We start from the raw sequence: 25,785 nt of genomic DNA, 5'->3' as shown, positions 1-25,785 counted from the left end.
CAGACATAGCTACCTCGCTCGCTGTTTTGGATCAAGGAATTCGCGAAGTCCGTCGCCGATAAAATTGAATGCCAAAACGGTCAGGGCAATCGCGACGCTGGGGAAAAATAAGACGTGCGGAGCGTTGATCAGAAGGTCAAAGCCTCGTGCTTCGTCGATCATCGTGCCCCAACTTGGAACCGAGGGCACTCCGAGCCCGAGGAATGAAAGCGACGCTTCCGACAAGACCGCACCGGCCATTCCGAGCGACGCCTGTACGATCAGCGGTTGAATGGCGTTTGGCAGAATATGCGTGAACAAAATACGCATATTGCTTGCTCCGAGTGCTCTTGCCGCTTGAACATAGTCATATTCGCGGACTTTCAACACCTGTCCACGCATTACGCGGGCATATCCGACCCAACCGATCACGCAAAGGGCTAGAATGAGTTTGCCAAGGCCGGCTCCGAGAAAGGCGACGAGAGCGATGGCGAGCAACAGCCCTGGGAACGCCAGAAAGACGTTGAATACGTAACCCGAAAGAAATTTATCGACAATTCCGCCGTAAAAGCCTGCGATCGCACCCAGTATTGTGCCGACGACCGCCGAAACGGTAACGACCGTGATTCCGACCTCCAATGAGATCCGAGCACCATATAGAACTCGCGAAAAAATGTCGCGACCGAGTGCGTCTGTGCCAAACCAGTGTTCGCCACTCGGAGCCGCATACCGCAACATCAGATTTTGAGCGTTAAAGTCGTGTGTCGACAAAACAGATGCGAATATGGCCGCCAGGACGACGACCATCGCGATCGCGATGCCGATGTAAGTAAGCCGGTTCATCTAACTTAGTCGAATGCGCGGATCGAGCCGCCGGTATACAAAATCCGTAAGAGAATTGGCAATAATGAACGTCACACTGATGACCAACACACAACCCTGAACGAGACGATAATCTCGTTTGCCGATACCGTCGTCGAGCAACAGTAGCCCCAGTCCTTGCCAGTTAAATATCTTTTCGGTGATTATCGAACCAGCCAGCAATACGCCGAGTTGGAGCCCGAGTATCGTCACTACAGGTATCAATCCATTCTTGAGCACGTGTTTGTACACGACCATTCGCTCGCTGAGGCCCTTTGCACGCGCTGTGCGGACGTAGTCCTCACCCAGTTCCTCAATTACGCTAGAACGCACCATACGCGTCAGGATCGCCGACAAAGCGCCGCCGAGCGTAACGGCAGGGAGAATTATATCCTCCGGGTGGGCACTACCCGTCGGCGAAAATATCCTGAGATTGACCGCGAAAAGATAGACCAGAAAAGGCCCGACAACGAATGTCGGGAGCGATATTCCCAAAAGTGCCACGAATGATGCGGCATTGTCGATAAACTTGTTTTTGTTCGAACCCGCGACGACGCCTAGCGGAATCGCGATACCGATGGCTACGAGCATCGCGGCGAGTGCGAGTTTGATCGTCGCCGGGTAGCGTTCGAAGATCATATCGCGGACGGGCCGTTCGGTTCGGAAAGACATTCCGAGGTCGCCTTGAACAAGGCCTTTCCAGTAATCCACGTAACGGTTATCAATTCCGTTCCAGCTAAAACCGCTGTCGTCCGTGTATGAGAAAAAAAATGCCGGGCGGTCAAGGCCGTGCTTTTTATTGAAGTTCTCGATCTGTTCAGTCGTTGCAGTTTCGCCTAATATCACAGCCGCCGGCGTACCGGGCACAAGCTCGATCAACAATGTGACGAGTGATACGACCGTCCAGATCACAAGCAGCATCAGGGCGAGCTGGCGCAGGATATTTAGGATGCGATATTTCATTTGGATCGCTGGCGAGCAGACAGATTTTATAACTTAAAAGCCGCGATGACAACCCTTTAGGGTTTTGTGCCGATGTGCAGGGCAGCAATTCCGCCCGTCAAATTGCGGAACTTGACCGCCCCGAAACCGGTCGACTCCATCATTGCGACAAGCCGCTTCTGATCCGGAAATTTCGAGACCGAATCGGGAAGGTATTCGTACGCACCGCGTGAACCGCTGACGGCACCGCCGATACGAGGCAAAATGTGCGAAAAGTAGAAGTTGAATAGCTTACCAAATCCCGGTACGACGGGAGCAGAAAATTCGAGTACGGCCAGTCGTCCGCCCGGTTTGATGATCCGAAATAGTTCGGCCAGGCCGTCCGCCACGCTCGCTAGATTTCTCAATCCGAAAGCGATCGTCACGGCGTCAAAACTGTTGTCGGCAAAGGGAAGCCTGAGAGCATCGCCCTCAACGTACGGGATCGGCGTGGTGCCGCCGGACGGTTTGGACTGAGCAACCGTCAACATCGGCCGACAAAAATCAGTTCCGATAATGCGAGCTGACGAATTTCGCCTGAGTTCGATCGAAAGGTCGCCGGTTCCGCACGCGACGTCCAACACGACCGCATCTTTACGGTCCAGCACATCGCGAAGTTCGCCTGATACTTTACGACGCCATCCCTTATCGATATTCAGCGATAACAGATGATTGAGCAGGTCATAGCGCCTAGCTATCCCCGAAAACATTTCGCGGACAGCGTTGGCGTGAGCCGCTTCTTTCTCGTTCAACTCTCTTTGCACGTTTTAGTTGTTGGTCGCCGGCGAATTGAGCAAGATCGCGGCCGGCGTCTGTTTTACAGCAGATGCCGCAAAAGTTCGTACTTCGTCGACGGTGACCTTATCCGCGGCCAACGCGTCGGCGTCAGCACTCGCCGTCTTAAACGTGTCGAAATCGAGGAAAAGTTCAGTGACGGTCTGCTTCATCCACGTTTCCTTAAACAATTTCCGGGCCGCTTGAAATTCGGCATCGGTGATGGGTTCGGCGAGTATGTTAGCAACAAGTTCGAACGCCTCGATCTTACCGTTGGCATTTGCAGTCGAGCTTTTTTTCCCGTCAAATCCGACGATGATGATGCCCGGCAAAATATGGCTCTCCGACCGGACGAATACGTCGTCCCGATTTGCATTGGGGGCACGTGCTTTCAGACGCGTTTCGAGTATCTGAGCATAGACCTCGGACGCCGCGAATGATCGGTCGCCTCGTGCGGATCCGCGAATCGCAAAGCGGATCGCAAATGCGTCAGGCTGTGGCGAAGGTACGGAAATTACTGCCGCAGGCGGCGGATCAGGCTGTCGAAATGTCGAAGGAACACGTTTGTCGGATTTGAGCCAAGCCCCGAAATATCGACGCATCGCCCGAAATCCGAGTGGGCGGTCAAAGTTGCCGACGACCGTAACAGTCGCATTATCAGCAGTTAAAAAGCGCTGTTTGGCATCCAGAAGGTCAGCAAAATCTATTTTTGCAACGCTCGCCGAACTGCCGTATTGCGGGCGTCCGTACGGAAATGTCCCAAACATTCGTGCCGCAACGGCATTGTCCGCAACGTAGGCGGGATCGCTTTCCTGCTTTTTAAGTTCATCGATCAGTGCAGAGCGCAGTTTTGCGGTGGTCGGTTTGTCGATCGTCGGGTTGGCGATCGCGGCCGAGAGAGTCTCGATCATTGTCAAGAAATTCTCAGGCTTCGAACTCGCGATGATCTCGATGAAGTCGTAATTGGCCTCGACCGATAGTCCGCCACCGAGATCTTCGGTGAAAAATTCACGTGCCGAGCGTTCCGGAAAAATGTTTTCGCTGAGCAGACGCATCACACCCTCTTTGCCCTGAGGGTCAAAGCTCGTTCCGCTGTGGACGCGGACGGTTACGGTTACCGAGTCAGCCTTGGCATTTGGCCACATCAGGATCTTCAGGCCATTTAGTAGCTTTTCCTGTTTAGGCTGCGGCAGCGTGCCCTGGGCAAATGCCGATCCGGCAAGCAAGAGTGCCGATCCGGCAACGAATGCTGTAGCAAAAAACTTTTTCTTAAAATAGGTCATAATAATCTCGACAATTCTGCAACTGTGGAACTGACACGTTTTACAAACCGTACAAGATGCTTAGTTGCACGGCGAGACGATTATGTTGTCAAAGGCAAATAATCGACTATAAGACCAAACTGAAATTTTAGATCGGTGTAGGCATCGCGTCAAACGAATGCAGCATCTATCAGAATTGTAAAGCGGTAGTTCGTTTGACGCAGACGGAAATTTCTTGACAAACCGCTTAACATCCACCGGAAACGGGGTATAATTGAGCATTATCGAATTTGCCGGAAGCGGTCGTTCGCTAAGTGAGGCCTATAAGATGGGAAAAATTGTTAAGTATTGCAATTCTTGCGACGAAAGCTTTGCCGAAAAATTTGGGTTTTGCCCGAATTGCGGTGCGGCTCTGCAGGCTTTTGAGATGAGTCCGGTTATGAAAACGGCCGTCGATAAAGCCCCGGCCGTGGCACCGACTCCGACTCCGGAACCGCCGATTCCGGTCATAATTGCTGCTCCCGAACCGATCGCGGTGGTGGAACCGGTCGTTATGGAAACTCCGGCCCCGATCGAGGCCGCGGCGGTGACTCCGATCGTCCCTACAGTCGAAGAACCCGTAGTCGAGGAAGTCGTAGAAACGCCCGCTCCGGTTAAAGCGAAGTCCGTAGAAGTTCCGGTGACTCCGCCCGTATTTACTTCGACAACGCCCCTCGATGCCGACCGCACGACGGTTAACCTTGAAGACGAACACAGCCGATTTGCCCGCGACGGTGGATTTTATGTGACGGTCATTGAGGAAAAAAACGTCGGCCAGCGAAATTCTCTGATAGTCGGCACTTTTGGTTTTATGATTCTGGCCCTGCTCTCGGGGCTAATCTTTAGTATTTTTAGTAAGGATCTGGATATCGGGGCGATCAACGACGATATCTTTTCTGCTGTTTTGGTTGACGACGTACCGATGACCGTCGAAGAAGAGCAGATCCAGAAGAAAAACAAGGATGACGGCGGCGGCGGTGGCGGTGGTGGCCGAGACGAAAAGGATCCGGCATCGCAAGGCGATCTGGCTGATCAGTCGAAAACGCCAACGCGTCCACCGAATGTGAACACACCGAAATCGGACACGCCGATGCTCGAAACTCCGACGACCGAAGGAACGATGAAGTTCCCAAAGATCTACGGAAAATGGGGTGATCCCAATGGTGCACCCGGATTGTCTAATGGCCCCGGAACGGGCGGCGGTATCGGCAGCGGCCGCGGAACCGGTCAAGGTAACGGCAATGGTACCGGTGCCGGAAACGGAAATGGTTCGGGCTGGGGAAATGGAAACGGTAATGGCAACGGCGATGGCTCCGGTGACGGAGACGGCGGTCCGCCTCCGCCTCCGCGTCCGGTCGGTGTAACGGCTCCGATGAAAATCTTGGCCAAGCCGAAACCGTCGTACACTGACGCTGCTCGTCAGAATCAGGTTCAGGGAACGGTTATTCTCCGTGTAACCTTTCTAGCGTCGGGTGCGATCGGCAGTATATCGCCGGTCAAGGGACTGCCCAACGGATTGACGGAACAGGCGATCGCTGCGGCACGCTCGATAAGGTTTGAGCCGGCTAAATCTAATGGTGTCGGCCAAACGGTAACTAAACAGGTGGAATACACGTTCTCGATCTACTAATACGATCAAATTTGAATAGAAAAAGGCGGCCCTAAGATTTTCCGGCCGCCTTTTTTGTATTTTTGGATCGATCAAATAAAAACGACCGACTGTGATGACGGTATCTCAAATCGACGCCTGCATCGAATATTTTTGCACATCAGCATATCGTCCACGCGCACCATATAATCGCGTGATTTCGCATATTGAGCCCGTTCGTGCTCATTTATATTACGCGGAGCTTGCTTCTTTTTGGTTCGCTTGATCCAGCGGACGTCGTAATCGTTTCGTTCACGGCAAGTCGGACACGAGAAATTTGCCCTTTTTACTTCTTGCCGCTCGTCAAATATATCGCGTTCGTGCATAACTCGATTATAGCGCCATCGTCGGCAATTTCCGCAGAAATACAAAACTAAAGATCCCGGTATCGTGACCGTCACTGAAATGGAAATTTAACGCGTACCTTCCGACGATCGAGATATGGCCGAACTTGAGGTCATCGGCAACGCTCTCATCGCGGAGCATTTTCTCGCCGGTCCACTCATTGACACAAGTAGCACACGGACACGACCGCCGAAGCTGCGGTGCGGTGTACTCGGTCTGGGTATCATCCGACCATTTGATCGAGATAGTGTTATCTGATTCTTCAATTATTTGCAGTGGTTCGATCATATATTTAACTGTCAAGAGCGATCTGGATCGCCCGCGGGTCGATGCCGTAATGGGTTGCGTGATACGTGACCTCGCCGTTCTTGATCACAAATGCCTGCGGCGAAGCGTGCCGTACAGCCAAACGGTCGGCAACTGCGTTAGACACAGTCCGATGATCTTGGACGACGATCAAGTTTATCTCGCCTTCGAGCGAACCGAGTTGCTCGAAAATATCGGCACTGATCCCGCAAGTACGGCTGTGCTTTAGCACAAAGACCGATTTCTCGAACGAGCGTTCGACGAGCGCATTCAATTTTTCGATCGAGTCAAGATCAACTATTTGTGGAGTCATCGCTGTGATTAAACTGTCTTTGATTCCAACTTTGGAAATATTTTTCGAAACGCGACAGCCTGAGCCATCATTATCAACGGCAAAACCAGGTACAATCCGACGCAAAGCATCATATAGCCGACGATCCCTACCAGAAACCCAACGCCCAAAAGCCCCGCCATTCCGGCCAGATTATTCCAGACGGCTTTGGCACTCACCTTAATTGCCTGACCGCCCGTAAGGCCGCGTTCGACGATCAATGGGTAAGCAAACATTATCAATGTGTGAAAGCACACCATTATTAACACCACTACGACCTCAAATATAAAGGTTCCGATCAGAAACGGTATTAATTCGGATTCGCTCATTCTAGGCCCGGCCAATGCCATTCCGATGATCGGGATGTAAATGGTGAACAACATTACAAGGATCGGAGCCACGATGAGAACCGAAACGAGCAAACTCTTCCAGATATAGTCAAATCCCTTAAAAAGCGTTTCAAATTTTAATTCGCGTCCATCGATCAGGTCGAACAGGCAAATGAACATACCGCACATCATCGGCCCGATCAGGACTACGGGAATCGCCCCACCGAGCAGCATCCCGACGATCACAATGGCGAAAACGAGCCAATAGCGGTCTTTGATCAGAGCCCAAGCTTCCTTGTAAATTTCGACAGGACTGATCGTGCCGGTTTGGAATTCCGTATTTTGCATAAGACAAATGAAGATCTATAAATTAGTCATCGGCGAAGCGGTAAATATTTGCCAGATAATCTGATACCATTCGATCGCTAGAGAATTGCGGTGTCAGCGTCGCTATCGAGTTACGCATTCGAGCGATCCAATCGGACGGCAACCCGTTTTCGCCAACGCCGTAATATGTCGGTATTATTTCTTTCTCAAGAGTCTGGTATAGTGCCTCGGCATCGGCGGCATCCGTGATATCGTCATTTTCGTCGGCGTCCAGTCCGCCGATTGCAAATCCGTTGACCTCGTTATAGCCCTCGATCCACCATCCGTCCAAAACGGAGAAGTTGAGAGCACCATTCATAGCTGCCTTCATACCGCTTGTACCGCTTGCCTCCATTGGCCGACGCGGCACATTCATCCAGACATCGACGCCGTGGACGAGATATCGGGCGATCTCTTGATCATAGTCCTCAATAAATACGGCACGACGCTGCCAATTTGAATCGTGATTGATACTCATCAGCTTTTGCAAAATCGTTTTGGCTGTATTGTCCTGCGGGTGAGCTTTGCCGGCGAAAACAAACTGTACCGGGCGATCGGCGTCATCGACCATTTTCAATAAACGCTCAAGGTCGGTAAACAAAAGGTCCCAGCGTTTATATGCCGCAACGCGGCGTGCAAAACCGATGGTCAAAACGTCCGGTGAAAACAGCTTTCGTGTGTCTTCGTGTTCGTGAATGGTGTCCTTGGACCCGGTATCAACTGACTTTGTTCTTTCGCGCATAAACGCGATCAATAGGCTCTTTAGCGTCCTATGAGCATTCCAGATCTCGCTGTCTGAAAGCTTTTGGACAGCCGCGGTCCACGCCTCCGGGTTCCGCACCATCTCGTTCCAATCTGAGCCGATGCGGCTTTCGTATATGTTCTGAAATATAGGTGCGACCCAAGTCGGTACGTGAACGCCGTTGGTGATCGATGTGATCGGCACCGCACCGGGGTCCGAAAGGTCGGGGAACATTTTAAGCCACAATTTGCGCGAAACCTCGCCGTGCTTTTCGCTGACGCCGTTCGACGAACGACACATCCGGATCGCGAGCGGCGACATTCCAAAACCCTCGCTGTCGTCAGAAAGATCAGCTCGGCCGAGAGCCAAAAACTCATTCTGGGTCAATTTCAGCGAGTCCTTAAATTCTTGATCAAAACACTCGTCCAACGCCTGAGTTGCAAAGACATCATTGCCCGCGGCGACCGGAGTATGCGTTGTAAAAACGCACTTTTCGCGGATCGCCTCGACAGCATCCGGAAATGTTACGTCCGGATTAGCCTCGAGAAACTCTTTTGAAAGCTCGAGTGTGGAAAATGCTGCGTGGCCCTCATTCAGGTGATAGACCTTAGGATCGACCCCGAGCTTACGCAGCAGACGGACACCGCCCATTCCGAGCACTTTCTCCTGCACAATTCGCGTCTCAGTGTCGCCGCCATAGAGATGGCCCGTGATTAGGCGATCGACGTCGCTATTGCGTCCAAGATTGGTATCAAGCAAGTAGAGCGAAATTCGGCCGATCCGGGCGATCCAGACCTGGGCGAAAACGTCGCGGCCGCGGATCTTGACCGAAACCATTAAGCGTTCGCCCGACGCGTCATTGACGGGCGTCAGGGCCAATTCCGAGGCAAAGATGTCATTGTACGATTCTTCCTGCCAGCCTTCGTGACTGATCTGTTGACGAAAGTAGCCGTAACGATAAAGCAGGCCGATCGCCATCAGCGGGACATTAAGGTCACTTGCGGATTTAAGATGATCACCGGCAAGTATGCCGAGTCCGCCGGAGTAATTGGGCAGGGAATTATGAACGCCGTATTCCGCACAAAAATACGCGATATCGGGTGACTTTGCCGCATCACTCGCCGATGCGATGTAGTTGCGAAACTCCGAGTAAAAACTCTCGACGCGGGCCACATAGTCGTTGTCGGCAGATCTCTGCCACAAACGAAGGCCGCTGATCTTTTTGAGCATCAATCGCGGATTCTGTTCACATTTGTCCCACAGGGCAGGGTCGAGGTCGCGAAAAAGTGCGATACCCTCCGGCCTCCAGCACCAGTAAAAATTCATCGAGATCTCGTTTAGTTGTACGAGATTTTCCGGAAGTTGTCGTGTGTAATCAAAATTATTTTCGCTCGTCGTTTTCAGATCGAGGCCCGCGGCAGGTTGCATATTACTCTGGTTTGTTTCGGCGATCTCCATTGCTAAATCGTCAGATAACCTTGCTTTCAAAGTGATCGAAGTATCCAAAAACTATAAACTATGCGGACCGCCGTATCAAATATCTAGCTGAGGGTAATAGCTTTATCCGAGCCCGGGTCAACTAGTTCACCGACCTGCATCGACCGGTAATGAAGGGCAACAACGACTCCGAAGCAGAAACCGGCGATTATCAGAAACCCGGTCACTTTCAGATAATTGCTGATATTTCCGAGCCCCAGAGCCCAAAATAACAGTCCGAGTGGTATTGCACCGGCAGCAAAAATAGCGGGTATCTTGAAAAACTGATAGCTGAATTTGCGGGTTCGTTGCCGCCGGGAATAAAAGACGAGCGGCTTTAGGCGATCATATTCCCAGGCGACGAGATATGTCGCCGCAAGACACATCAGGATCGTTATCACCCAAGTGCCTTTGAATCCGACTGAGACAGTCAAGACGGCGATATTCGCGATTATCGGTAGAAACAACATCGCTCCGAGATGCGAAGTTCGTGGGATCAGAAGCAAAACGGCGGCGATCATTTGTCCCCAGCCGATAAATTCGTAATAAAATCCTGTCTGATAAAGTGCGTTGAAATAATGGCCGACCGGCGTCGAGTCCGGGAGCGATGTGAATGGCTGGTGGATAATCTTGGTATAGCTCGGCGGGATGAATCCGATGGCGAGCAGCACTCGTGTAAATGCGGTAAAGCCCTGTGTCCACCAACGCCGAGTGACGGCGACGTGCAGGTCGTCGAGGATGTGTTCGAGTGTCATGGCATTAGTAACGAGAGTCGTGCCACAAAAGTTCTTCTCTTCCTTTGTGGGTCTTCTTTGCGTACTTTGCGGCTTTGCGAGAGATGGTTTTACTCAAAGCCACGCGAAACGCCGAGAGAGGAGATGAATTTCACAATTGCCGACTGTTCCGCTATAATCGAGGACTTTATGAAACTCGATATTATTCCCGTAAAGTGGTCCGACGAAGGCGTTTTGATGCTCGATCAGCGATTGCTGCCGACCGAGGAAGTCTGGCTGACGCTTAAGACTTACGACGAAGTCGCCGCCGGTATCAAAGATATGGTTGTGCGCGGTGCTCCGGCGATCGGCGTTTCAGCGGCTTATGGAATGGCCATCGCGGCTAAGAATTTCGTCGGCACGACGGTCGTTGATCTCGAAGACGAACTCGAATTCGCCGGAGACGTTCTAGCTAGGACGCGTCCGACTGCGGTCAATCTCTTTTGGGCGATCGACCGTATGAATCGCACGTTCCAACAGGCCAAATCAGCAGGGAAGTCGGTCAGCGAGATCAAAGAGATACTCAAAACCGACGCGCTTGCGATCCACGACGAAGACATCGAAGCTCAGCGTTTGATCGCTCAGTTCGGCGGCGAATTGCTCGCGGATAATGATACGGTTCTAACGCACTGCAACGCGGGAGCTTTGGCGACGGGCGGCGTTTGGGGTACTGCGCTTGGAGTGATTCGCGGTGCGGTCGATCAGGGCAAGAATATCGCGGTCATCGCCGACGAAACGCGGCCATACCTGCAAGGAGCTCGGCTCACCGCTTGGGAATTGATGGAAGACGACATTCCCGTGACGCTGATCACCGACAATATGAGCGGCCACATTATGAAGCGTGGTGATATTCAGGCCGTGGTGGTGGGCAGCGACCGGATCGCGGCCAACGGCGATGTCGCCAATAAGATCGGCACCTATATGGTCGCCGTTTTGGCAAAACGCCACGGCATACCGTTCTACGTCGCGGCACCGCTCTCAACCGTCGATATGAATTGCCCCAATGGCGACGAGATACCGATCGAGGAACGAGGGCCGGAAGAAGTCACCCACGTCAAAGGCCACCAGCTCGCCCCCGAAGGCGTCGGCATTACAAACTACGCCTTCGACGTCACGCCCAACGACCTTGTCACCGCGATCATCACGGAAAAAGGCGTCGCTCGTGCACCTTACACGGAGAGTTTGAAAAAGCAGTTTGGATCTTAGGCAAACCCATCCAATGAACTGCTCTTAGTGCCAGCGATTGGTTAACAAATCGATTCAGGTTATTTACCTGACGAGATATTTGTCATTTTCCAGAGTTGACCGGGATCGGTGTCCGACTTGGGGGCCATTTCCAGAGAGAATGTAACAAGGACCGCGGCCTCAAGCGATTTTGTTTCTCCAAGAAACGAGTTGGTTAAACGAAAGTAATCATTTCCCACCGGCGTCATTTTCCAACATTGTCCGCTAACGTTTTCTGTCTTAACCACTTGGACACTGTCCTTTTTATCGTCGTTGACCACGTCTAAAGACTTCCCCTGAGCATATTCATTGGCAAAATTATCGCAGCCATTTCCGGCAGGTGATAACTTCCAATTGGCTCCCGCATAATCGCCCTTTTCAATGCCCAAATTGGCCATCGTGCCGTCATTCGGCACAGTCAAAAACATTCCGTCACCCAGTTTTTTGTTGACGAAACGGACATATCCGTTTTGACCCGCCACCTTTTTCCAAAGTTGTCCGTCGCTGGCGTTTGAATCTTTGAGTTTAATATCTACAGTCTCGATCTTTTGGTGTGACAGAGCCTTCTTATTTCCGATCCATTTGTTAGTGATCCGGAAGTAGTCATCACCGACCGGCGAGATCGCCCACATTTGGCCGTCGTCTTTTGCTGTCAAAGCCATTCCGACGAAAATGTCGCTCTTGTCGTCCTTGACCTCTAGCGATTCCTTGCTTCCAAAGAGGACATTTCGAATGTAGTAATTTTCTCCCTCCGGCGTAATTTTCCAGTACTGAGCTTCATCGTCCGCCGAGTCCTTAATTACTATTTCGCTTCCGCTACCTTTGTTAAAGGCCATCGATCTGTCTTTGCCATCGAGTTTGTTCGTTAGCCGGTAGGTTTTGGACTTATCGAACCACGAACACTGGCTGGCCACTATCGTGATCGCGATAACGATCGTCAGTTTAACAAAAAGCTTTGACGATAATGTCTTAAGCTGGAGCGACTTCAGTATTTTCATATTTATTCTTTTTGAGATTCCTTTTATTACAGTCGGGTCAAGTACAAAAATTATTTGCGTAGCCAAGGAATAAACGTCTGACCATTTCTAGTCAGAGTCAATTCCTTTCCATTATGTGCGAACTGATAACTATAGACATTAAGATCGCCAGCGTTATTGTATGCATTGCCGATCAAAACTTTTTGAGTCATTTTGTTACCCGAAGCAATAGTGTATTCCGCAAACACAGAGCCTGCATTCTTCGTCTCGCGTTTCGTATTTCCGTCCTTTTTCCACCAGGGATCGGCATAGCTTTAAGCGATCAGTCCCGGTATGTATATTTAGCCAATTATGGAAATTATCGATATGATGGGAATCAGTAAAACGAGTCAGATTGCCAGCAGTCTCCGCTTATTTGTCTGTTTCACAGTGATCTATTTCGTTAAAGTTTCGTTGAAATTCCTAAACTTGTAATTGAGAATCCGCACATAATTACGAGTCCAAATAGCATTTTGATCTTTCGAGGATTTACATACCTTAACATAACTTTCGCTCACTAATTAGTGCCGATCGTATTTTCTGAGGCAGATCTGGTCATTTATTCAGGGACTTTGGCTTGGTCCAAATTTGCATATGCGAGATCACTTCGCTTAAAGTCTTCCTTAAAGAAGAATCCATTATGTCCATTTCTAACAAACTTTACATCGTTTTATTTATTGTTTCAGCGTTCGGAGTTACTGCCGGATGCGGCGATTCTTTGAGCTCCAAAGAGATCCGGAGATCTGAACCGGCAAGTGCAGAGACAAGTCCGGTAGTTGCAGATTCCGGATCAAATTCAGCACCGGCGAATACCGCTCCCGCCAACTCAACAAGCGGAAGCGGTAGTGGCGAAGTCGTGACTTTTGCTCAAGGCAGTACGTCGAAATCCTATAGTCGGTCGATCACCCCGGGCACGACATACACCTACACTCTGAAAATATCAGCCGGTCAGAAATTGGTCGTGAATATGAAACAGGGCAAAACGTCAGATGCTCTCTTTACTGTAATAGAACCGTCGGGAAACTCATTCGTAAAGGCAGTTGATATTGTCGATTTCGATGACACCGTAAATAAGACCGGAAACTACAAAATTATCGTAAAGGCCGGGAATGCAAATTCGGATTATGATATTACGTTCTCTGTTACTGGCGCCGGCAACGTCGCTCAAACTATCCCGGGGATGGGAACCGGTACATTTACCAAAACAGTTAAATTTAACGCTGGCAGGTCATCAGCGGATTATTCTGGGGTGTTAAGTATCGTGAGGCCTGATGTCCATACCTACATTCTGGGTGCGAAAAAAGGACAAACTATGGACGTCTCGTTCCTTCGCAACAAAGGTGCTGAAATTTCCCTCATTGGACCGAACGGTTACACGATCTACGTCCAAAGAAACGACTTTAGCCTCACGCTTCCTGAAACCGGTAATTACAAGATCGTTGTCGAAACAAACGGTACCGAAAAGCTAGCGGAATATGCGATCAATTTTCAGGTAGTCTAAACCGTACGAATATCGGTACGGCACTGTCCGTGAATTAATGAAATGCGATCTAAAGTGCGGGTATTCACGCCTGCCCTTCTGATGTGTCTCAGTCATAACCGCCTGCATCAGCGGGCGGTCAGTTTTGTCAGAACCGGGTGCGATAGCGACTGGGCTCCGAAAACGCTACATAGAATCGTCGCAACATCACTCACAACGATTTCCACGCCACTTTCATACGCTTCAACGCTTGTTCGAAGTCCGTCCGCGGCATTGACACTTCACTATTCAGGTGTAAGATAGACGGCACACTCACAATAAGAGTGTAAAACTTCAACCTCAGGGAGATTTACCTCATGGACGACGTAACCCGCAGACGTATTAAGACTCTCGACCGTTCTGAAGCCCTATCCGCCGCCCGATCATCCGCCCAAGGCGGCAAAGTCGGCAAACGCGCGTCAATACTCGCAAAGGTCGACGCCCTAATGCAACGGAAACGCACCTGCGGCTACCTGATCGAACTAGTCTTCGACGGCGACGTAGCAGCTTTGGCTTCGTGGAAATCCGCCAGCCACGTAGAAAATCCCCCAAAGAAAAAGCCCCCCCCAACGCCTCCAACGCCCTAAAGGAGGAATTAATTCAAATGAAGTGTAAAATACTGACTTTCCTGATGTTAATATTTCTTTCGCTGCCTCTTTTTGCGCAGGAGAGTGGGGTAGTTATCTCGATACAGGCAAATTTGCGTGGAACACCCTCGAACGCCGGCGTCATTGTGACGAAACTTGTAAAAGATGAGACGTTCCAGATATACAAAGTAGAATCACCATGGTATCTGATTCAATCTCCAAAATATGTCGGCTGGATTCATGGGAATGCTATTAGAATTACCGACGAAGATGAGTCCTCTCCTGATCCCGTCATTACAGATTCGAGAAACGACAAACGGCCCAAGACGACGACAAAACCGCTCTCCGCAGGCGAAACTCCATTTCAACGAGAGTATGTTGGTGGCACCGAGACGGTAATTCGGGCGGTAAACGACACAGACAGAATATTGACTCTTAAATTCGGCGGAGTAACATATACCGTCCCGGCCGATAAGGAAGTTGAAATTGAGACCGGCGGTGGTCGCTATGAATACTATGCCTCAGTGCCAAGGGCAACCCCGACGAGTGGAGTCAAGGAATTTACAAGTGGGTATCGATGGACATGGCGTTTCTATATTGTGCGAACGCGAGCATAACTTAATCTACTCAGAGTGTAGCTCTTGCACCTACCTCGAACCTCAACCGTTCGATATGCTGATAATTAAATGAAGAATCTTGCTTTAGTATTTCTATTTCAGGTATCGGTCGTCGTACTTTTCGCGATTCCGACTTACTTTTACCTAAAGTGGGATTACGCTGAGTTTCATTCGCTTAAACAATTTGCGCAAACTGTTCCACAAAGTGTTGGAGCTGTTTGTAGTGATAGTTGGTTTAGTCGGAGTACTGGAAGTGGGACTTGCTCACATCACGGCGGCGTTAGACATTGGGGAGCCACGCTTCGTCAGATTGCAGCTTCGAATTGGTTAGATAGGATTTCGTCACTTCTTGTGTTTTTAGGTGCGGGGGTTATCGGTTGGTTTGGAATAGGTTCGGCATTTGTATTTCACATTGCAAAAAAGGAAATGAACGAGTTAGATTTGTATGAAAAGGAATGTTGTTCGTTTTCGAGAGAATGCGAGTATTCATTTTGCTCGGATTGCGGAGCGTCCTTGACGGACAAAGAAGCACGAAACTCGGCATTGCCGCGCTATGCTACTTTTACGTATCTATTTATGACAACTAGCCTTTTCCTAATCGTAGGAATCGTTGTTGTAAGTGTTGGATATCTTGGACAAACCCCATCACCGGACTTGGCGACAAATCAAAACACATTAGAAAATAATACACCTCCAGCCACTCCTACTGCTTCTCCGACCGTCAGCCCAACAGTTACAACTAAGTCATCTGTTCCAAAGCCAAATTCAAACTCCGAATCGAATACGACGTCGAACGAACTAGACGTCGAGGGATTACCGGAGGTAACCCCGTTGCCATCATATTCACCGATACAATTACCGCAACTAGCTACTTCGACACCAAAACGCCCTATTATGAGTGAAATCATCGTGAGTGCGACCGATGTTCTTAGCGCAGGTTATTCGAGACCAGAAGATTCGCGCGTCTATCGCTTTCGACTAAAGTCTCCCGCTCGTATACAAGGTAACTTTAGTGCGAGAGGTAACGTGAGCGTTCAGATTAAGGGTGGTTACTATTCATCAAACGGATTTATATCTGGCGATTCAATTGAAGTAAACCTTCCCCAAGGAGCATTTGAAGTATTAGTGACTGCACGGGAAACAGTTAGTTTTTCTTTAAGATTATCCGCATTCTACTGTAAGGATCCCTTAGAATGTAACCACTGGTAAGTGGAGATTTCGGCCTTTGAGATAGGATAGAGAAGGAGGCTGAAGATGAAGAGGAGTAAGTTTAGTGAAGGGCAGGTATTGGGGATATTGAAAGCGGTGGAGAACGGTCGGAAGGTGGCTGAGGTATGCCGCGAGCATTCGATCTCGGATTCGACGTATTTCAACTGGAAGGCGAAGTATGGCGGGATGACAGCGAGCGAGATCAAGAGGCTGCGGGAGCTTGAGGAAGAGAACGCAAAGCTGAAAGCGATGTACGCGGAGATGAGTTTAGAGAACCGAGCGTTGAAAGGACTGATCGAAAAAAAGGCTGGTGACGCCGTTGAGGCGAGAGGCGGTCGGGTATTTGAAAACGGAACATGAGCTTAGTGAGAGGCGTGCGTGTGAAGCGGTGTTGATATCGAGACGGGTGTATCGGTACTCGCCGCAACAAAGGGACGACGCGGCGTTGATCGAAGCTCTGGGCAATCTCGCCAGAGACCATCCCGATCTCGGATTTGGGAAGTTCTACGATCTGCTCAAAGCCGACGGGCACGGTTGGAACCACAAGCGTGTGCACCGTGTTTACTGCGAGATGAAGCTGAACAAGCGTCGAAAGTATAAGCGGCGTGTTCCGACGAGGCATCCTGAGCCATTGACGGTTCCCGTCAGTGCGAACCAAAGCTGGTCGGCGGATTTCATGAGCGATGCATTGGGTGACGGACGTCGGTTTCGCACCTTTAACGTGATCGACGACCACCGACGCGAGGTGCTGGCAATCGAGATCGATCTCAATCTCGGAAGCAGAAGGGTCATCAGAGTGCTTGACCGGCTCGCCGAAACGAGAGGCCTGCCGCAGCGGATCCGATTCGATAACGGACCGGAGTTCACGAGCGTAGCAGTCGCGGACTGGGCCGAGCAGAACCAGGTCGAGCTCGCGTTCATCAAACCCGGACGCCCAATGCAAAACGGCTACGTCGAGCGTTTTAACAGGACATATCGTCAGGCGATCCTCGATATGTATATCTTTGAAAGTTTGGACCAGGTACGAGAACTAACGGCCAAGTGGATCGATTTCTACAACCGCCGCCGGCCCAGATGCTCTGGGAGGCATGCCTCCCAGAGCATCATGCGGACACGTTCTCCTTAACCCGAAAACTCCAATTTAGACGGGTAACAATCAGGGGAGGTTTACAGTATGAGAGGCCGCTGATGCGGCCTCTTTAAGATGGGGATTGGCGGTGCGGATTGATGTCACGCATTTCGATCATTTTACTTTGTCGGACGTGATCGGGAACGGGTTTCCTTTTTTGGGGACCTTAGTGGTCATGGCTCTGCCTTCGGCGGTGGAGAGCGGGATGCCGTAAAATATTCCGCTGTCGGCGCTCATTGGGACGAGGCGGTTATCGAGCGAGCTGCCGCCTGCCGGGATCTCCATATCGACGAGATAGGAATTGTAAAAGAGATTGATGTTGCCGTTGGCTTGTTCGGGGTGAAGCACGGGGCGGCCGTCGGCTCCGACTTTCCAGCGAAAAGTGCGTATCACCTCGCTGCCTTCCATTATCCTGCATTCCCAATTACCTTTGAGCTTATTCATTGCGGGTAGGTTTTCGTTGCTGTTGCTACCCCACGCTATCGGCAGATTTACTTCGAGCGAGTCAAAGGCGATCTGGTCCTTGTAAACGGGCCCGACCTTATATTTAGCAGCAAGGCGGTCCGTGTGCATCGCGGTGTAGTTGCGATGACTTTGGGTGAGAATGTTCGTGAGTCCGGTTATGTTTGAATTGTCCGGCGTGACGGTCTTGCCGTCGACTGAACATGTCGCTTTCCTGATACCGAATCCGTTCGAGACCATTGGCGAATAGCTGAAATGAACTTCGACTTTTGACTGACTGGATTCGGACGCCGCAAGCGTTTGCGAATAGCCATAGCTGGTCGCCGGGCGCAGAAAGATAAAGGCGAAGGGCGTCTCGGCGTGGCGGTTGATGTAGTATTCGGGGAAATCGGGCTCGGGCTTTTGGACGCTGCCCTTTATGCGGTCAACCTTGCGTACGTCGATCTTATACGTACGTTGCAACTTCTCTGCACCGCCGATGATCGTGAAAACCTTGACGTCGAACGTACCGGTCTCGAGCGTGAACTGCGTCTTGTCCCAGCAGCTATACGTCCACATAAAACTGTCACCGACCGCACCGGGCGTGTTGTGAAAAGAACCGCCCTTGCACGAATTAGTCATTACAGATTTGCCGCCCTTTTCGACAACGAGCTTAATGATGCTGCCGTCCGGCGTATCACCTATCAGCCTCACTGCCGACTTCAAAGACCATCCCGTATTGACACGCGATTGTGTTGCATCGAGACCGTATGTCGGCACCGTCTCAAACCACGTAAAACCATCGTCTAGCTTGCCGTTACGATTCGGTTGGGCGTTTGCGATCATCGTGAATACGATGGCGGAAACCAATGTCAGCAGAATGGATCGTTTCATATTTTAGGCTCCTTTTTGGCTATTGTACTCCGTTTTGGTATTTTGTCCGATCACGGTCGCAAGATCATCAGCGAGATCATAAACACGCCGAGGGCTAGGGCGAAGATTCCCATTAGGGAGATGTAACGGACGGCGTTTGGGACGGTTTTGTCGGCGAAGGCTTTGTGCCAACGCCATGGTACGAGTATGAGAACGGCGGTCGTGCCGACGAGCATCCAGCCGAATATTGCGAAGACCACCGGAAACTCGATACGCGATGATTGGACGAGCATCGACGCCCCGACGATCAGGCGAAGAGCCATTTCGATAAAGTGTTTAGCACGCGTCTGAGCAAACGCAAGCAGAAACGCTTTGGTAGCGTCAGGCTTGATAAATGACGTCACCCCAAGCCCGACGAGAAAGGCTCCCCACAGTATTACGACGATATAAGTTGCGACATCTAGCATCGGCTCACGTTTGTGTACGAAGAGTTGGGCTTAAGCCCAGTAACGAATAGTTGCCTTTTCCACTAGCTAAAGCTAGTGGCAATTTATTGCGTGTTCAGTACCGTAAGATCAGTAGCGTTCCACGGTGTGTTTTTGAAGTAATACATCCTGCGTCCGTCTTTCATCCCTTCGATTTTGCCTTCATCGAGCGAGATGCCGTAGCTGCCGCGGCAGAGAGGTTCCATCCAGTCGTTACCGTTGCGTAAATACGTTTTGATCTTGTCGCTGTCGGCGCCCATTTGGAAAACCATCGGTACGGCTTCGTCGACGGGGAAGTCGTTGAACCACGCGTCCCCGGTGCACCACGAGGCGAGCGATGTCATCGTTAGCGGAATGTATTCCTGCGAAGTTTTCGTACCGTCGCCGGACGCACGCGGCTCGGACAAGACTCTGCGGAGTTCGAGCATCAGTTTGCGATAGCCCTGGCGTTCGGACACGACGGCGTCAAAATCGATCTGGATGGCCCGAACATTGGGCAGGTCGAGTGTGCCGCGGACCAGCGATGCGATCCGCTCGATCATATCTTTATCAAATGTCGGTCGATTTGCTCCGTCTTTATCGGTTTCGATACGCGTCACCGCGATCAGGTACGCACCCGGAGCAACCTCGAGCGGTTGCCGCCGCAATTTAGGCGTGACGTCATTATTTTTCAGAAATATCGTCTGAGCAAGGAAAGCGACGGCAAATTCTTTCGCCTCGAACGCCCGAAGATCCTCGGGACGCTCCCACGCCCAGATTATCTTGTTCGGCATATTTTCGGAGAGACGCGGATCGACTGTATTTGTTGGGGTACAGCCAAATAATAGCGTAGAGATGACGAAGGCGGAAATACGCGCGGTAGCGAGTGTGTATCTCTTAAGGTTGGCCACGAGACGATTTTATCAGACAATACACACACTCCCTACCGGTCGTATTTCTGCCATTGGTTTGATATAATTTGAAACGACTGAATCGCCATTCATTTTAATGATCGACCTGATAAGACAGGCGGTACTGACCGGGATAATTATGATAGAACGTGAACAGATCGAGATGGACGTGGTTTTTGTCGGGGCCGGCCCGGCAAATCTTGCGGCGGCACTTCACCTTAAAAGTGAGATCCAAAGGCACGACGAATTTGTCGAGAAAGGTATCAAGCCCGGCCCGGCGATCGGCGAGATAGAGATCGCCATTGTCGAAAAAGGCCCTTTTGTCGGAGCGCATATCCTGTCCGGTGCCGTTATGGACCCTCAGGCGATCCGCGAACTAATGCCTGACTTTCTCGATCAAGGCTGCCCGATCGATTCGGTTGTGACCGAAGACGCCTTTTGGTACTTGATGGAGAAGCGCGGGATCAACGCCCCGATCATCCCGCCACCGCTCAAAAACAAGGGCAAGTACATCATTAGCCTCAGTAAAATGTGCGAGTGGCTCGGCGAAAAGTGCGAAGAGGAGGGCATCAACATCTTTCCGGAGTTTCCGGCGGCCGAGGTTCTCTACGATGACAATGACGCTGTGATCGGGATCCGTACGGGCGACAAGGGCATTGATAAAGACGGCAAGAAAAAGCCCAATTTCGAACCCGGCGTGGATCTTTTGGCCAAGGTGACCGTGCTTGGCGAGGGTTCACGCGGTTCGCTTGCCAAACAATTGACCGCCCGGCTTGGATTAAATGAGGGTAAGGATGAACAGGTTTTTTCGCTTGGAGTCAAAGAAGTATGGGAACTGCCCGAAGGCAATTTCCCTGAGGGAAAGGTCGTGCATACGCTCGGATTTCCATCTGACAACAGGACTTACGGCGGCGGTTGGATCTATGGATTAAAGGGAAATGCGGTCAGTATCGGCTACGTTACAGGCCTCGATTACGAGGATCCGACTATCGATCCGCACGCCGAATTTCAAAAATTCAAAACTCATCCGATGGTCGCCAAAGTGCTCGAGGGCGGCAAGATGATAAAGTACGGAGCCAAGACGATCAACGCGGGCGGATATTTTACAATGCCGCGATTGTATTCCGACGGCGTTCTGCTGGTCGGGGATTGCGCGTCGTTTCTTAACGGACAACGGATCAAAGGCATCCATACCGCGATGAAATCGGGAATGCTGGCTGCGGAAACCATCGTCACTGCACTCGAACACGGCGATTTTTCATCAAAAACGCTCAAGCATTTTGAGGAAAAGGTTAATCTCAGTTGGATCTACGACGAACTGCATCCCGTGCGCAATTTCCACGCTGCATTTCAGAAAGGCCGCTGGTCCGCTCTGATCAATACCGGATTGCAGTACTTTACCGGTGGGCTTGCGTGGGGATTTATGCCTAAGGAGCATCACGTGCCCGGCCACGAGCGTATGCAAAAACTCTGGCAGAATCCCGGCGATACATCGCGGTATGAAAACGTCGCCTTTGACAAGGTGCTGACCTTCGACAAGCCGACCGACGTTTTCTATGCAGGCGTTTCACACGACGAAGATCAACCCGCGCATTTGCACGTACTCGACACCGAAATCTGTGCGACGCGATGTGTCGAAGAGTATGGCAATCCTTGCGTAAAATTCTGCCCTGCCGCGGTTTACGAAATGGAAGCTAACGCCGCCACGGGGCGACGGGAATTGAAGGTCAACTTTTCGAATTGCGTCCACTGTAAGACCTGTGACATCGCAGACCCATACCAGATCATCAATTGGGTGACGCCCGAGGGCGGCGGCGGGCCCGATTATAAGGGTATGTAGGAAGTGAAAAATACAGAAAAAGGCCATCCGATCGGATGGCCTTTTTCTGTATTATGTCTATTGAAAATTACGAATCGCCCTGTGTCGGGGCGTCATTCTGGTCGGTGAATGTGAAATTGATGCGGCGTTCGCTGATCTCTTTCAATGCGACTCTGGTCGGTTTAGTCTTGCGTATGTCGACATCAGTGCGCGAATTTGCACCACGCTGTAGCTGTTTGCTACGCTGAGCCGCCAGTATGATCATTCGATATTTCGAATCGATCACAGGCGGGTCAATTGTCTCGACAACATCTTCGCTTTCTTCGGTTTCGATCAAGGTTTCTTCAGCCATAGATATACTCTTTCAACGAAATTGACGCCTAGAGGCATCGAAACTATCAAGGATAACCTGAATCGATACGCTTTGTCTATCACGCAAATGTCGTTCGGCCATAATGATCGAAGCGATCTGCCGTGTTGCAGCCGGCAGTTCTTCATTCACGACCACATACTTAAAGCGTGAATATTGCAAGACCTCGTCAAATGAGTTTCGCAGACGTGTCTGGAGTTCGGCCTGATCTTCGGTTGCACGGGACGTCAAGCGTGCCTTTAATACTTCAAATGATGGCGGCAAGATAAAGATGCTGATGCTCTCGCCGCCGAGTTTTTCCATTATCTGGACGGCACCTTGCACGTCCACCTCAACGATCAGATCTTTTCCGGTCTGGAAGACCTTTTCGCTCGCTCGCATCGAAGTTCCGTAAAGATTACCGTGAACCTCCGCATACTCCAGAAACTCGCCTTTTTCAATCAGGTCCCGGAATTCATCCCGCGAGACAAAGTGGTATTCACGGCCGTCTTCCTCGCCAAAACGCTGCGAGCGGGTCGTGTAAGAAACTGAATATCCGAGTTCGGGCATAATGCCACGCACCTCTTTGATGAGCGTGCCCTTGCCGCCTCCGGATGGTGAACTGATGATGATAAATCGGCCTAGCATTTTCTACTCAATATTTTGCACCTGTTCACGAATTTTCTCAATTTCGCTTTTGATGGCAAGTGCATTTTCTTTGACGACCATATTATTGGTCTTTGAAGTGATGGTATTTGCTTCGCGGTTGAGTTCCTGCGTCAGGAAATCGAGCCTTTTGCCGACATCCTTATCGTCGGACATTATCGTTCGAAAATGCTCAATGTGCGTCCGAAGTCGTGTGATCTCCTCCGAGATATCTGCACGGTCCGCAAGATATGCTACTTCCTGAGCGAGACGTCCCTGATCGATATCGAACTGCGACGCCGTTTTGGACAGCATATCGTTCATTCGCTTGAGCAGCCGCTCGTGGTACTCAGCTCCGACCTTGGCGGACTCCGCCTCGATGGCCGGCAAGCGCGATTCGATACCGGTGAGTCTTGAGCTAAGTTCGTCAGCGAGGGACGCACCCTCCGCCTCACGCATTTTTTCCAGATCGTCGAGAGCGTCGGCCAGGACTGTTTCGATAGCTGTGAAAAACTCCGGCCCGGCTTCTTCCTTGCTCGGGACAACCACATTGGGGAGGCGAGCGATTACGTTCAGGTCGGGTTCGCCGGCCAGGTCAAATTCGTCCTTCATCGACCTCATCGCCGCTAGATAGCCCGTGATCATTGGTCGATTGATCTCATAGCTGACCTCGTTGTTGCGTTCGTATTGAAGATTTACGTCAACACGTCCTCGCGACAGTCGGTTGCCGATCGTCCGTTTGATCGCCGTTTCGAGCGATTGCACTTCGCTCGAAAGCCGTAAATTCACGTCCAAAAACCGGTTGTTTACGGTTTTGAGTTCGACGGTGATCGAGAAATTATCGCCGGCTGCGGTAGCACGGCCAAAACCTGTCATTGATCTCATAAATTTATCTCGGTTTCCGGGTCAAGCTGCACCTCGGAAGCAAACTGTATTTCGTATAGGGTCTTATATCGTCCGCTCGCCGCAAGCAGTTCGCTGTGCGTCCCGCTTTCGACGACCCGCCCTCGTTCCATCACGACGATCCGGTCAGCCCGCTGGATGGTTGAGAGGCGATGAGCAATAACGATCGACGTTTTATCGTGCGTCAGATTGCCTAGTGCCCGTTGGACCAGTCGCTCGCTCTCGGTGTCGAGTGCTGAGGTCGCTTCGTCAAGGATCAAAACCGGGGCGTTTACCAACACTGCTCGTGCGATGGCGATGCGCTGTCGTTGACCACCGGACAGCATCGTCCCGCGTTCGCCGACCTGCGTGTCGTAACCGTCCGGCATCTGTTCGATAAACTCGTGTGCGAACGCAACGCGGGCGGCATTTTCGATCTCCTGCTGGGTTGCGTCCGGTTTACCGTAGGAAATATTGTAGGCGACCGTATCGTTAAACAAAACAGTCTCCTGCGTTACGAGAGCGATCATACGCTTGAGACTGACGATCCGAGCGTCCCGCAAGTCGATTCCGTCCCAGGTGATCGAGCCGCTTGTCGGGTCGTAAAGTCGCTGGATCAGCTTGATCAAACTCGATTTGCCGCCGCCGCTCTCGCCGACCAGGGCGATCATCGAACCCTTTGGGATCTCGAGAACGATGTTCTCAAGTATCTGTCTATCGCTATTGCGATACTTAAACGAAACGCCGTTCAATCGGATGGCATCCGAAAGTATCGGCAGATCGGCAGCATTCGGCTTTTCGGGCATCCGATCCTGCTCATCGAGTATGTTCCAGACGTCGCGAGCCGATGCGAACGCCTTTGATATCTCATTGTGCTGCCTTGAGATCTTGCGCATCGGGTCGTAGCTTCGAAATAAGAAAAAGAGGAACCCAAAGAACTGAGCCGATTCCATACGGTTTGCATTGATCTCACGCAAGCCGAAATAGAACAGGACGACAAGAGCGATGACACCTATAATGTCTATGGTCGGCGGCGAAATAGCCGCGATCCTAAATCCACGAAGATTGGCACTCGAGATAACGCGGGCCATTTTAGTAAAGCGGCGGTTTTCCCGATCCTCAGCAACGTAAGCCTTGACGATCTGTTGATTGGCGATCGCCTCCTGAGCGGTGTCAGTTAGCGATTTGTTGCCCTCGACGGCCTCGTGTGAAAGTGCCCTGAGTCTCCGACTGAACTGCGAGGTCAAAAGCCCGATCACCGGCCCGAGCAACATCGCCCCGAGCATCAGGCGCCAATTGAAGTAAAACGCGGCCGAAATGAAACAGATCAGCATAAATGACTCGCGAAGCACGTCGCGGAGATTCGCGGATACAGCAAGTTCGATAGCGGCACAATTTACGATCAATCGCGAAACCAAAAAATTGGTTCTATGCTTTTCAAAAAATGATGCAGATTGGTTCAATAGGTGATCATAGAGTTCCTGACGCAAACTGAGTATCGCGGTTTGCCCGATCTTTGCCATCAGGTACGACGAAAAATATTCAGCGATACCCTTGCAGATAGTGAAACTGAATAGAAGACTCGAAATTACGATCCAAGCCCGCAGCCAGTCGTCTTTTGGTATTAGGCTATTCAGGTCAAAGATCGTGTCAGCTCCTTTGCCCTGGCTCGGTAAAAATTGGTCAAAGATCGGCACCAGTAACGCACCGGTCGCGGTCTCAAACACGGCGACCAATACCATCGCAATCAGAGCCATCACGAAGATGAACCAGTGCGGGCGGACGTATCGGAGTAGTCGTTTCAGGTCTTCCATTGCCAATCGCAAATACTTGAATATACTTTAGTTGAGCCTCAGATGTCCAAGTTCTTAAGGTTGCAACCCGCATT

At 51.0% G+C, this 25,785-nt stretch carries 25 protein-coding genes and 1 pseudogene; 8 read left to right on the top strand and 18 right to left on the bottom strand.

Annotation, left to right across the window (positions count from 1 at the left end; all coding sequences use genetic code 11):
* Window positions 1-9: 9 nt before the first annotated feature.
* From IPQ00_02745 to IPQ00_02730, 4 genes are read right to left on the bottom strand one after another with little or no spacing between them, the layout of a single operon-like run.
* Window positions 10-822 carry an ABC transporter permease gene (locus tag IPQ00_02745; protein ID MBL0239484.1) on the bottom strand — a complete coding sequence of 271 codons (813 nt, stop codon included), beginning with the start codon at window positions 820-822 and terminating at the stop codon, window positions 10-12.
* The gene (locus IPQ00_02740) at window positions 823-1,803 is read right to left on the bottom strand and encodes an ABC transporter permease (protein MBL0239483.1); all 981 of its coding nucleotides are present in this window, start codon (window positions 1,801-1,803) and stop codon (window positions 823-825) included. It abuts the gene before it with no gap.
* 56 nt (window positions 1,804-1,859) lie between these two features.
* Window positions 1,860-2,585 (bottom strand): bifunctional demethylmenaquinone methyltransferase/2-methoxy-6-polyprenyl-1,4-benzoquinol methylase UbiE, encoded by a 726-nt coding sequence (ubiE, locus tag IPQ00_02735; protein ID MBL0239482.1) that lies wholly within the window; start codon window positions 2,583-2,585, stop codon window positions 1,860-1,862.
* A 3-nt stretch (window positions 2,586-2,588) separates the two neighbouring features.
* On the bottom strand, window positions 2,589-3,878 hold the full coding sequence (locus IPQ00_02730) for an insulinase family protein (protein ID MBL0239481.1): 1,290 nt from the start codon (window positions 3,876-3,878) through the stop codon (window positions 2,589-2,591).
* A gap of 253 nt (window positions 3,879-4,131) precedes the next feature.
* On the opposite strand from IPQ00_02730, the gene IPQ00_02725 reads away from it, so the two are divergent.
* Window positions 4,132-5,526 (top strand): energy transducer TonB, encoded by a 1,395-nt coding sequence (locus IPQ00_02725; protein ID MBL0239480.1) that lies wholly within the window; start codon window positions 4,132-4,134, stop codon window positions 5,524-5,526.
* 71 nt (window positions 5,527-5,597) lie between these two features.
* On the opposite strand, the gene IPQ00_02720 is transcribed toward IPQ00_02725, so the two are convergent.
* The 6 genes from IPQ00_02720 to IPQ00_02695 all read right to left on the bottom strand — a co-directional run bounded on the left by IPQ00_02720 (window position 5,598) and on the right by IPQ00_02695 (window position 10,194).
* Window positions 5,598-5,870: a hypothetical protein gene (locus IPQ00_02720; protein ID MBL0239479.1), complete on the bottom strand. Its 273-nt coding sequence runs from the start codon at window positions 5,868-5,870 to the stop codon at window positions 5,598-5,600.
* Window positions 5,871-5,877: 7 nt separating this feature from the next.
* The gene (locus IPQ00_02715) at window positions 5,878-6,177 is read right to left on the bottom strand and encodes a DUF971 domain-containing protein (protein ID MBL0239478.1); all 300 of its coding nucleotides are present in this window, start codon (window positions 6,175-6,177) and stop codon (window positions 5,878-5,880) included.
* 4 nt (window positions 6,178-6,181) lie between these two features.
* On the bottom strand, window positions 6,182-6,508 hold the full coding sequence (gene ytxJ / locus IPQ00_02710; GenBank protein MBL0239477.1) for a bacillithiol system redox-active protein YtxJ: 327 nt from the start codon (window positions 6,506-6,508) through the stop codon (window positions 6,182-6,184).
* Between the two features lie 8 nt (window positions 6,509-6,516).
* Entirely contained in the window at window positions 6,517-7,203 is a 687-nt protein-coding gene (locus IPQ00_02705) for a hypothetical protein (protein ID MBL0239476.1), read from the bottom strand.
* 22 nt (window positions 7,204-7,225) lie between these two features.
* Complete coding sequence (glgP, locus tag IPQ00_02700) at window positions 7,226-9,421, bottom strand: alpha-glucan family phosphorylase (protein MBL0239475.1); 2,196 nt, start codon at window positions 9,419-9,421, stop codon at window positions 7,226-7,228.
* A gap of 83 nt (window positions 9,422-9,504) precedes the next feature.
* Window positions 9,505-10,194, bottom strand: a complete 690-nt coding sequence (locus IPQ00_02695) for a hypothetical protein (GenBank protein ID MBL0239474.1) — start codon at window positions 10,192-10,194, stop codon at window positions 9,505-9,507.
* A 168-nt stretch (window positions 10,195-10,362) separates the two neighbouring features.
* Here IPQ00_02695 and mtnA point away from each other — a divergent pair, with 168 nt between their 5' ends.
* Window positions 10,363-11,418: an S-methyl-5-thioribose-1-phosphate isomerase gene (gene mtnA, locus IPQ00_02690; protein ID MBL0239473.1), complete on the top strand. Its 1,056-nt coding sequence runs from the start codon at window positions 10,363-10,365 to the stop codon at window positions 11,416-11,418.
* A 59-nt stretch (window positions 11,419-11,477) separates the two neighbouring features.
* Here mtnA and IPQ00_02685 read toward each other — a convergent pair whose 3' ends face one another.
* A complete protein-coding gene (locus IPQ00_02685) occupies window positions 11,478-12,434 on the bottom strand; it encodes an RICIN domain-containing protein (protein MBL0239472.1) in 957 nt (318 codons plus the stop codon).
* Between the two features lie 658 nt (window positions 12,435-13,092).
* On the opposite strand from IPQ00_02685, the gene IPQ00_02680 reads away from it, so the two are divergent.
* From IPQ00_02680 to IPQ00_02660, 5 genes and pseudogenes are all read left to right on the top strand, one after another.
* Window positions 13,093-13,953, top strand: coding sequence for a hypothetical protein (locus tag IPQ00_02680; GenBank protein ID MBL0239471.1), 861 nt, complete (start codon window positions 13,093-13,095; stop codon window positions 13,951-13,953).
* A gap of 335 nt (window positions 13,954-14,288) precedes the next feature.
* Window positions 14,289-14,558, top strand: coding sequence for a hypothetical protein (locus tag IPQ00_02675; GenBank protein MBL0239470.1), 270 nt, complete (start codon window positions 14,289-14,291; stop codon window positions 14,556-14,558).
* A gap of 17 nt (window positions 14,559-14,575) precedes the next feature.
* Window positions 14,576-15,175 (top strand): hypothetical protein, encoded by a 600-nt coding sequence (locus tag IPQ00_02670; GenBank protein ID MBL0239469.1) that lies wholly within the window; start codon window positions 14,576-14,578, stop codon window positions 15,173-15,175.
* Window positions 15,176-15,244: 69 nt separating this feature from the next.
* Window positions 15,245-16,384, top strand: a complete 1,140-nt coding sequence (locus tag IPQ00_02665) for a hypothetical protein (GenBank protein MBL0239468.1) — start codon at window positions 15,245-15,247, stop codon at window positions 16,382-16,384.
* A gap of 45 nt (window positions 16,385-16,429) precedes the next feature.
* Window positions 16,430-17,529: pseudogene (locus IPQ00_02660) on the top strand (IS3 family transposase).
* A gap of 98 nt (window positions 17,530-17,627) precedes the next feature.
* Here IPQ00_02660 and IPQ00_02655 read toward each other — a convergent pair.
* The 3 genes from IPQ00_02655 to IPQ00_02645 all read right to left on the bottom strand — a co-directional run bounded on the left by IPQ00_02655 (window position 17,628) and on the right by IPQ00_02645 (window position 20,085).
* Window positions 17,628-18,848: a hypothetical protein gene (locus IPQ00_02655; protein MBL0239467.1), complete on the bottom strand. Its 1,221-nt coding sequence runs from the start codon at window positions 18,846-18,848 to the stop codon at window positions 17,628-17,630.
* Between the two features lie 50 nt (window positions 18,849-18,898).
* Window positions 18,899-19,294, bottom strand: coding sequence for a hypothetical protein (locus tag IPQ00_02650; protein ID MBL0239466.1), 396 nt, complete (start codon window positions 19,292-19,294; stop codon window positions 18,899-18,901).
* A gap of 83 nt (window positions 19,295-19,377) precedes the next feature.
* A complete protein-coding gene (locus IPQ00_02645) occupies window positions 19,378-20,085 on the bottom strand; it encodes a hypothetical protein (protein MBL0239465.1) in 708 nt (235 codons plus the stop codon).
* A 256-nt stretch (window positions 20,086-20,341) separates the two neighbouring features.
* Here IPQ00_02645 and IPQ00_02640 point away from each other — a divergent pair, with 256 nt between their 5' ends.
* Complete coding sequence (locus IPQ00_02640; GenBank protein ID MBL0239464.1) at window positions 20,342-22,042, top strand: electron transfer flavoprotein-ubiquinone oxidoreductase; 1,701 nt, start codon at window positions 20,342-20,344, stop codon at window positions 22,040-22,042.
* Window positions 22,043-22,109: 67 nt separating this feature from the next.
* Here the strand turns inward: IPQ00_02640 and rpoZ are convergent, their stop codons facing one another.
* Genes rpoZ through IPQ00_02620 form a run of 4 tightly spaced genes read right to left on the bottom strand, consistent with a single transcriptional unit; the run spans window position 22,110 to window position 25,711 of the window.
* A complete protein-coding gene (gene rpoZ / locus IPQ00_02635) occupies window positions 22,110-22,373 on the bottom strand; it encodes a DNA-directed RNA polymerase subunit omega (GenBank protein MBL0239463.1) in 264 nt (87 codons plus the stop codon).
* 12 nt (window positions 22,374-22,385) lie between these two features.
* A complete protein-coding gene (gene gmk / locus IPQ00_02630) occupies window positions 22,386-23,018 on the bottom strand; it encodes a guanylate kinase (GenBank protein ID MBL0239462.1) in 633 nt (210 codons plus the stop codon).
* Window positions 23,019-23,021: 3 nt separating this feature from the next.
* Window positions 23,022-23,900, bottom strand: a complete 879-nt coding sequence (locus tag IPQ00_02625) for a YicC family protein (GenBank protein MBL0239461.1) — start codon at window positions 23,898-23,900, stop codon at window positions 23,022-23,024.
* Window positions 23,897-25,711 (bottom strand): ATP-binding cassette domain-containing protein, encoded by a 1,815-nt coding sequence (locus tag IPQ00_02620; protein ID MBL0239460.1) that lies wholly within the window; start codon window positions 25,709-25,711, stop codon window positions 23,897-23,899. Before IPQ00_02620 ends, IPQ00_02625 begins: the two co-directional genes overlap by 4 nt.
* Window positions 25,712-25,785: the final 74 nt, after the last annotated feature.

The sequence above is a fragment of the Chloracidobacterium sp. genome, from assembly GCA_016720705.1.
GTDB lineage: Bacteria > Acidobacteriota > Blastocatellia > Pyrinomonadales > Pyrinomonadaceae > OLB17.
Note: the sequence above shows the minus strand (reverse complement) of the source record. Positions and strands in the feature narration are given on the sequence as shown.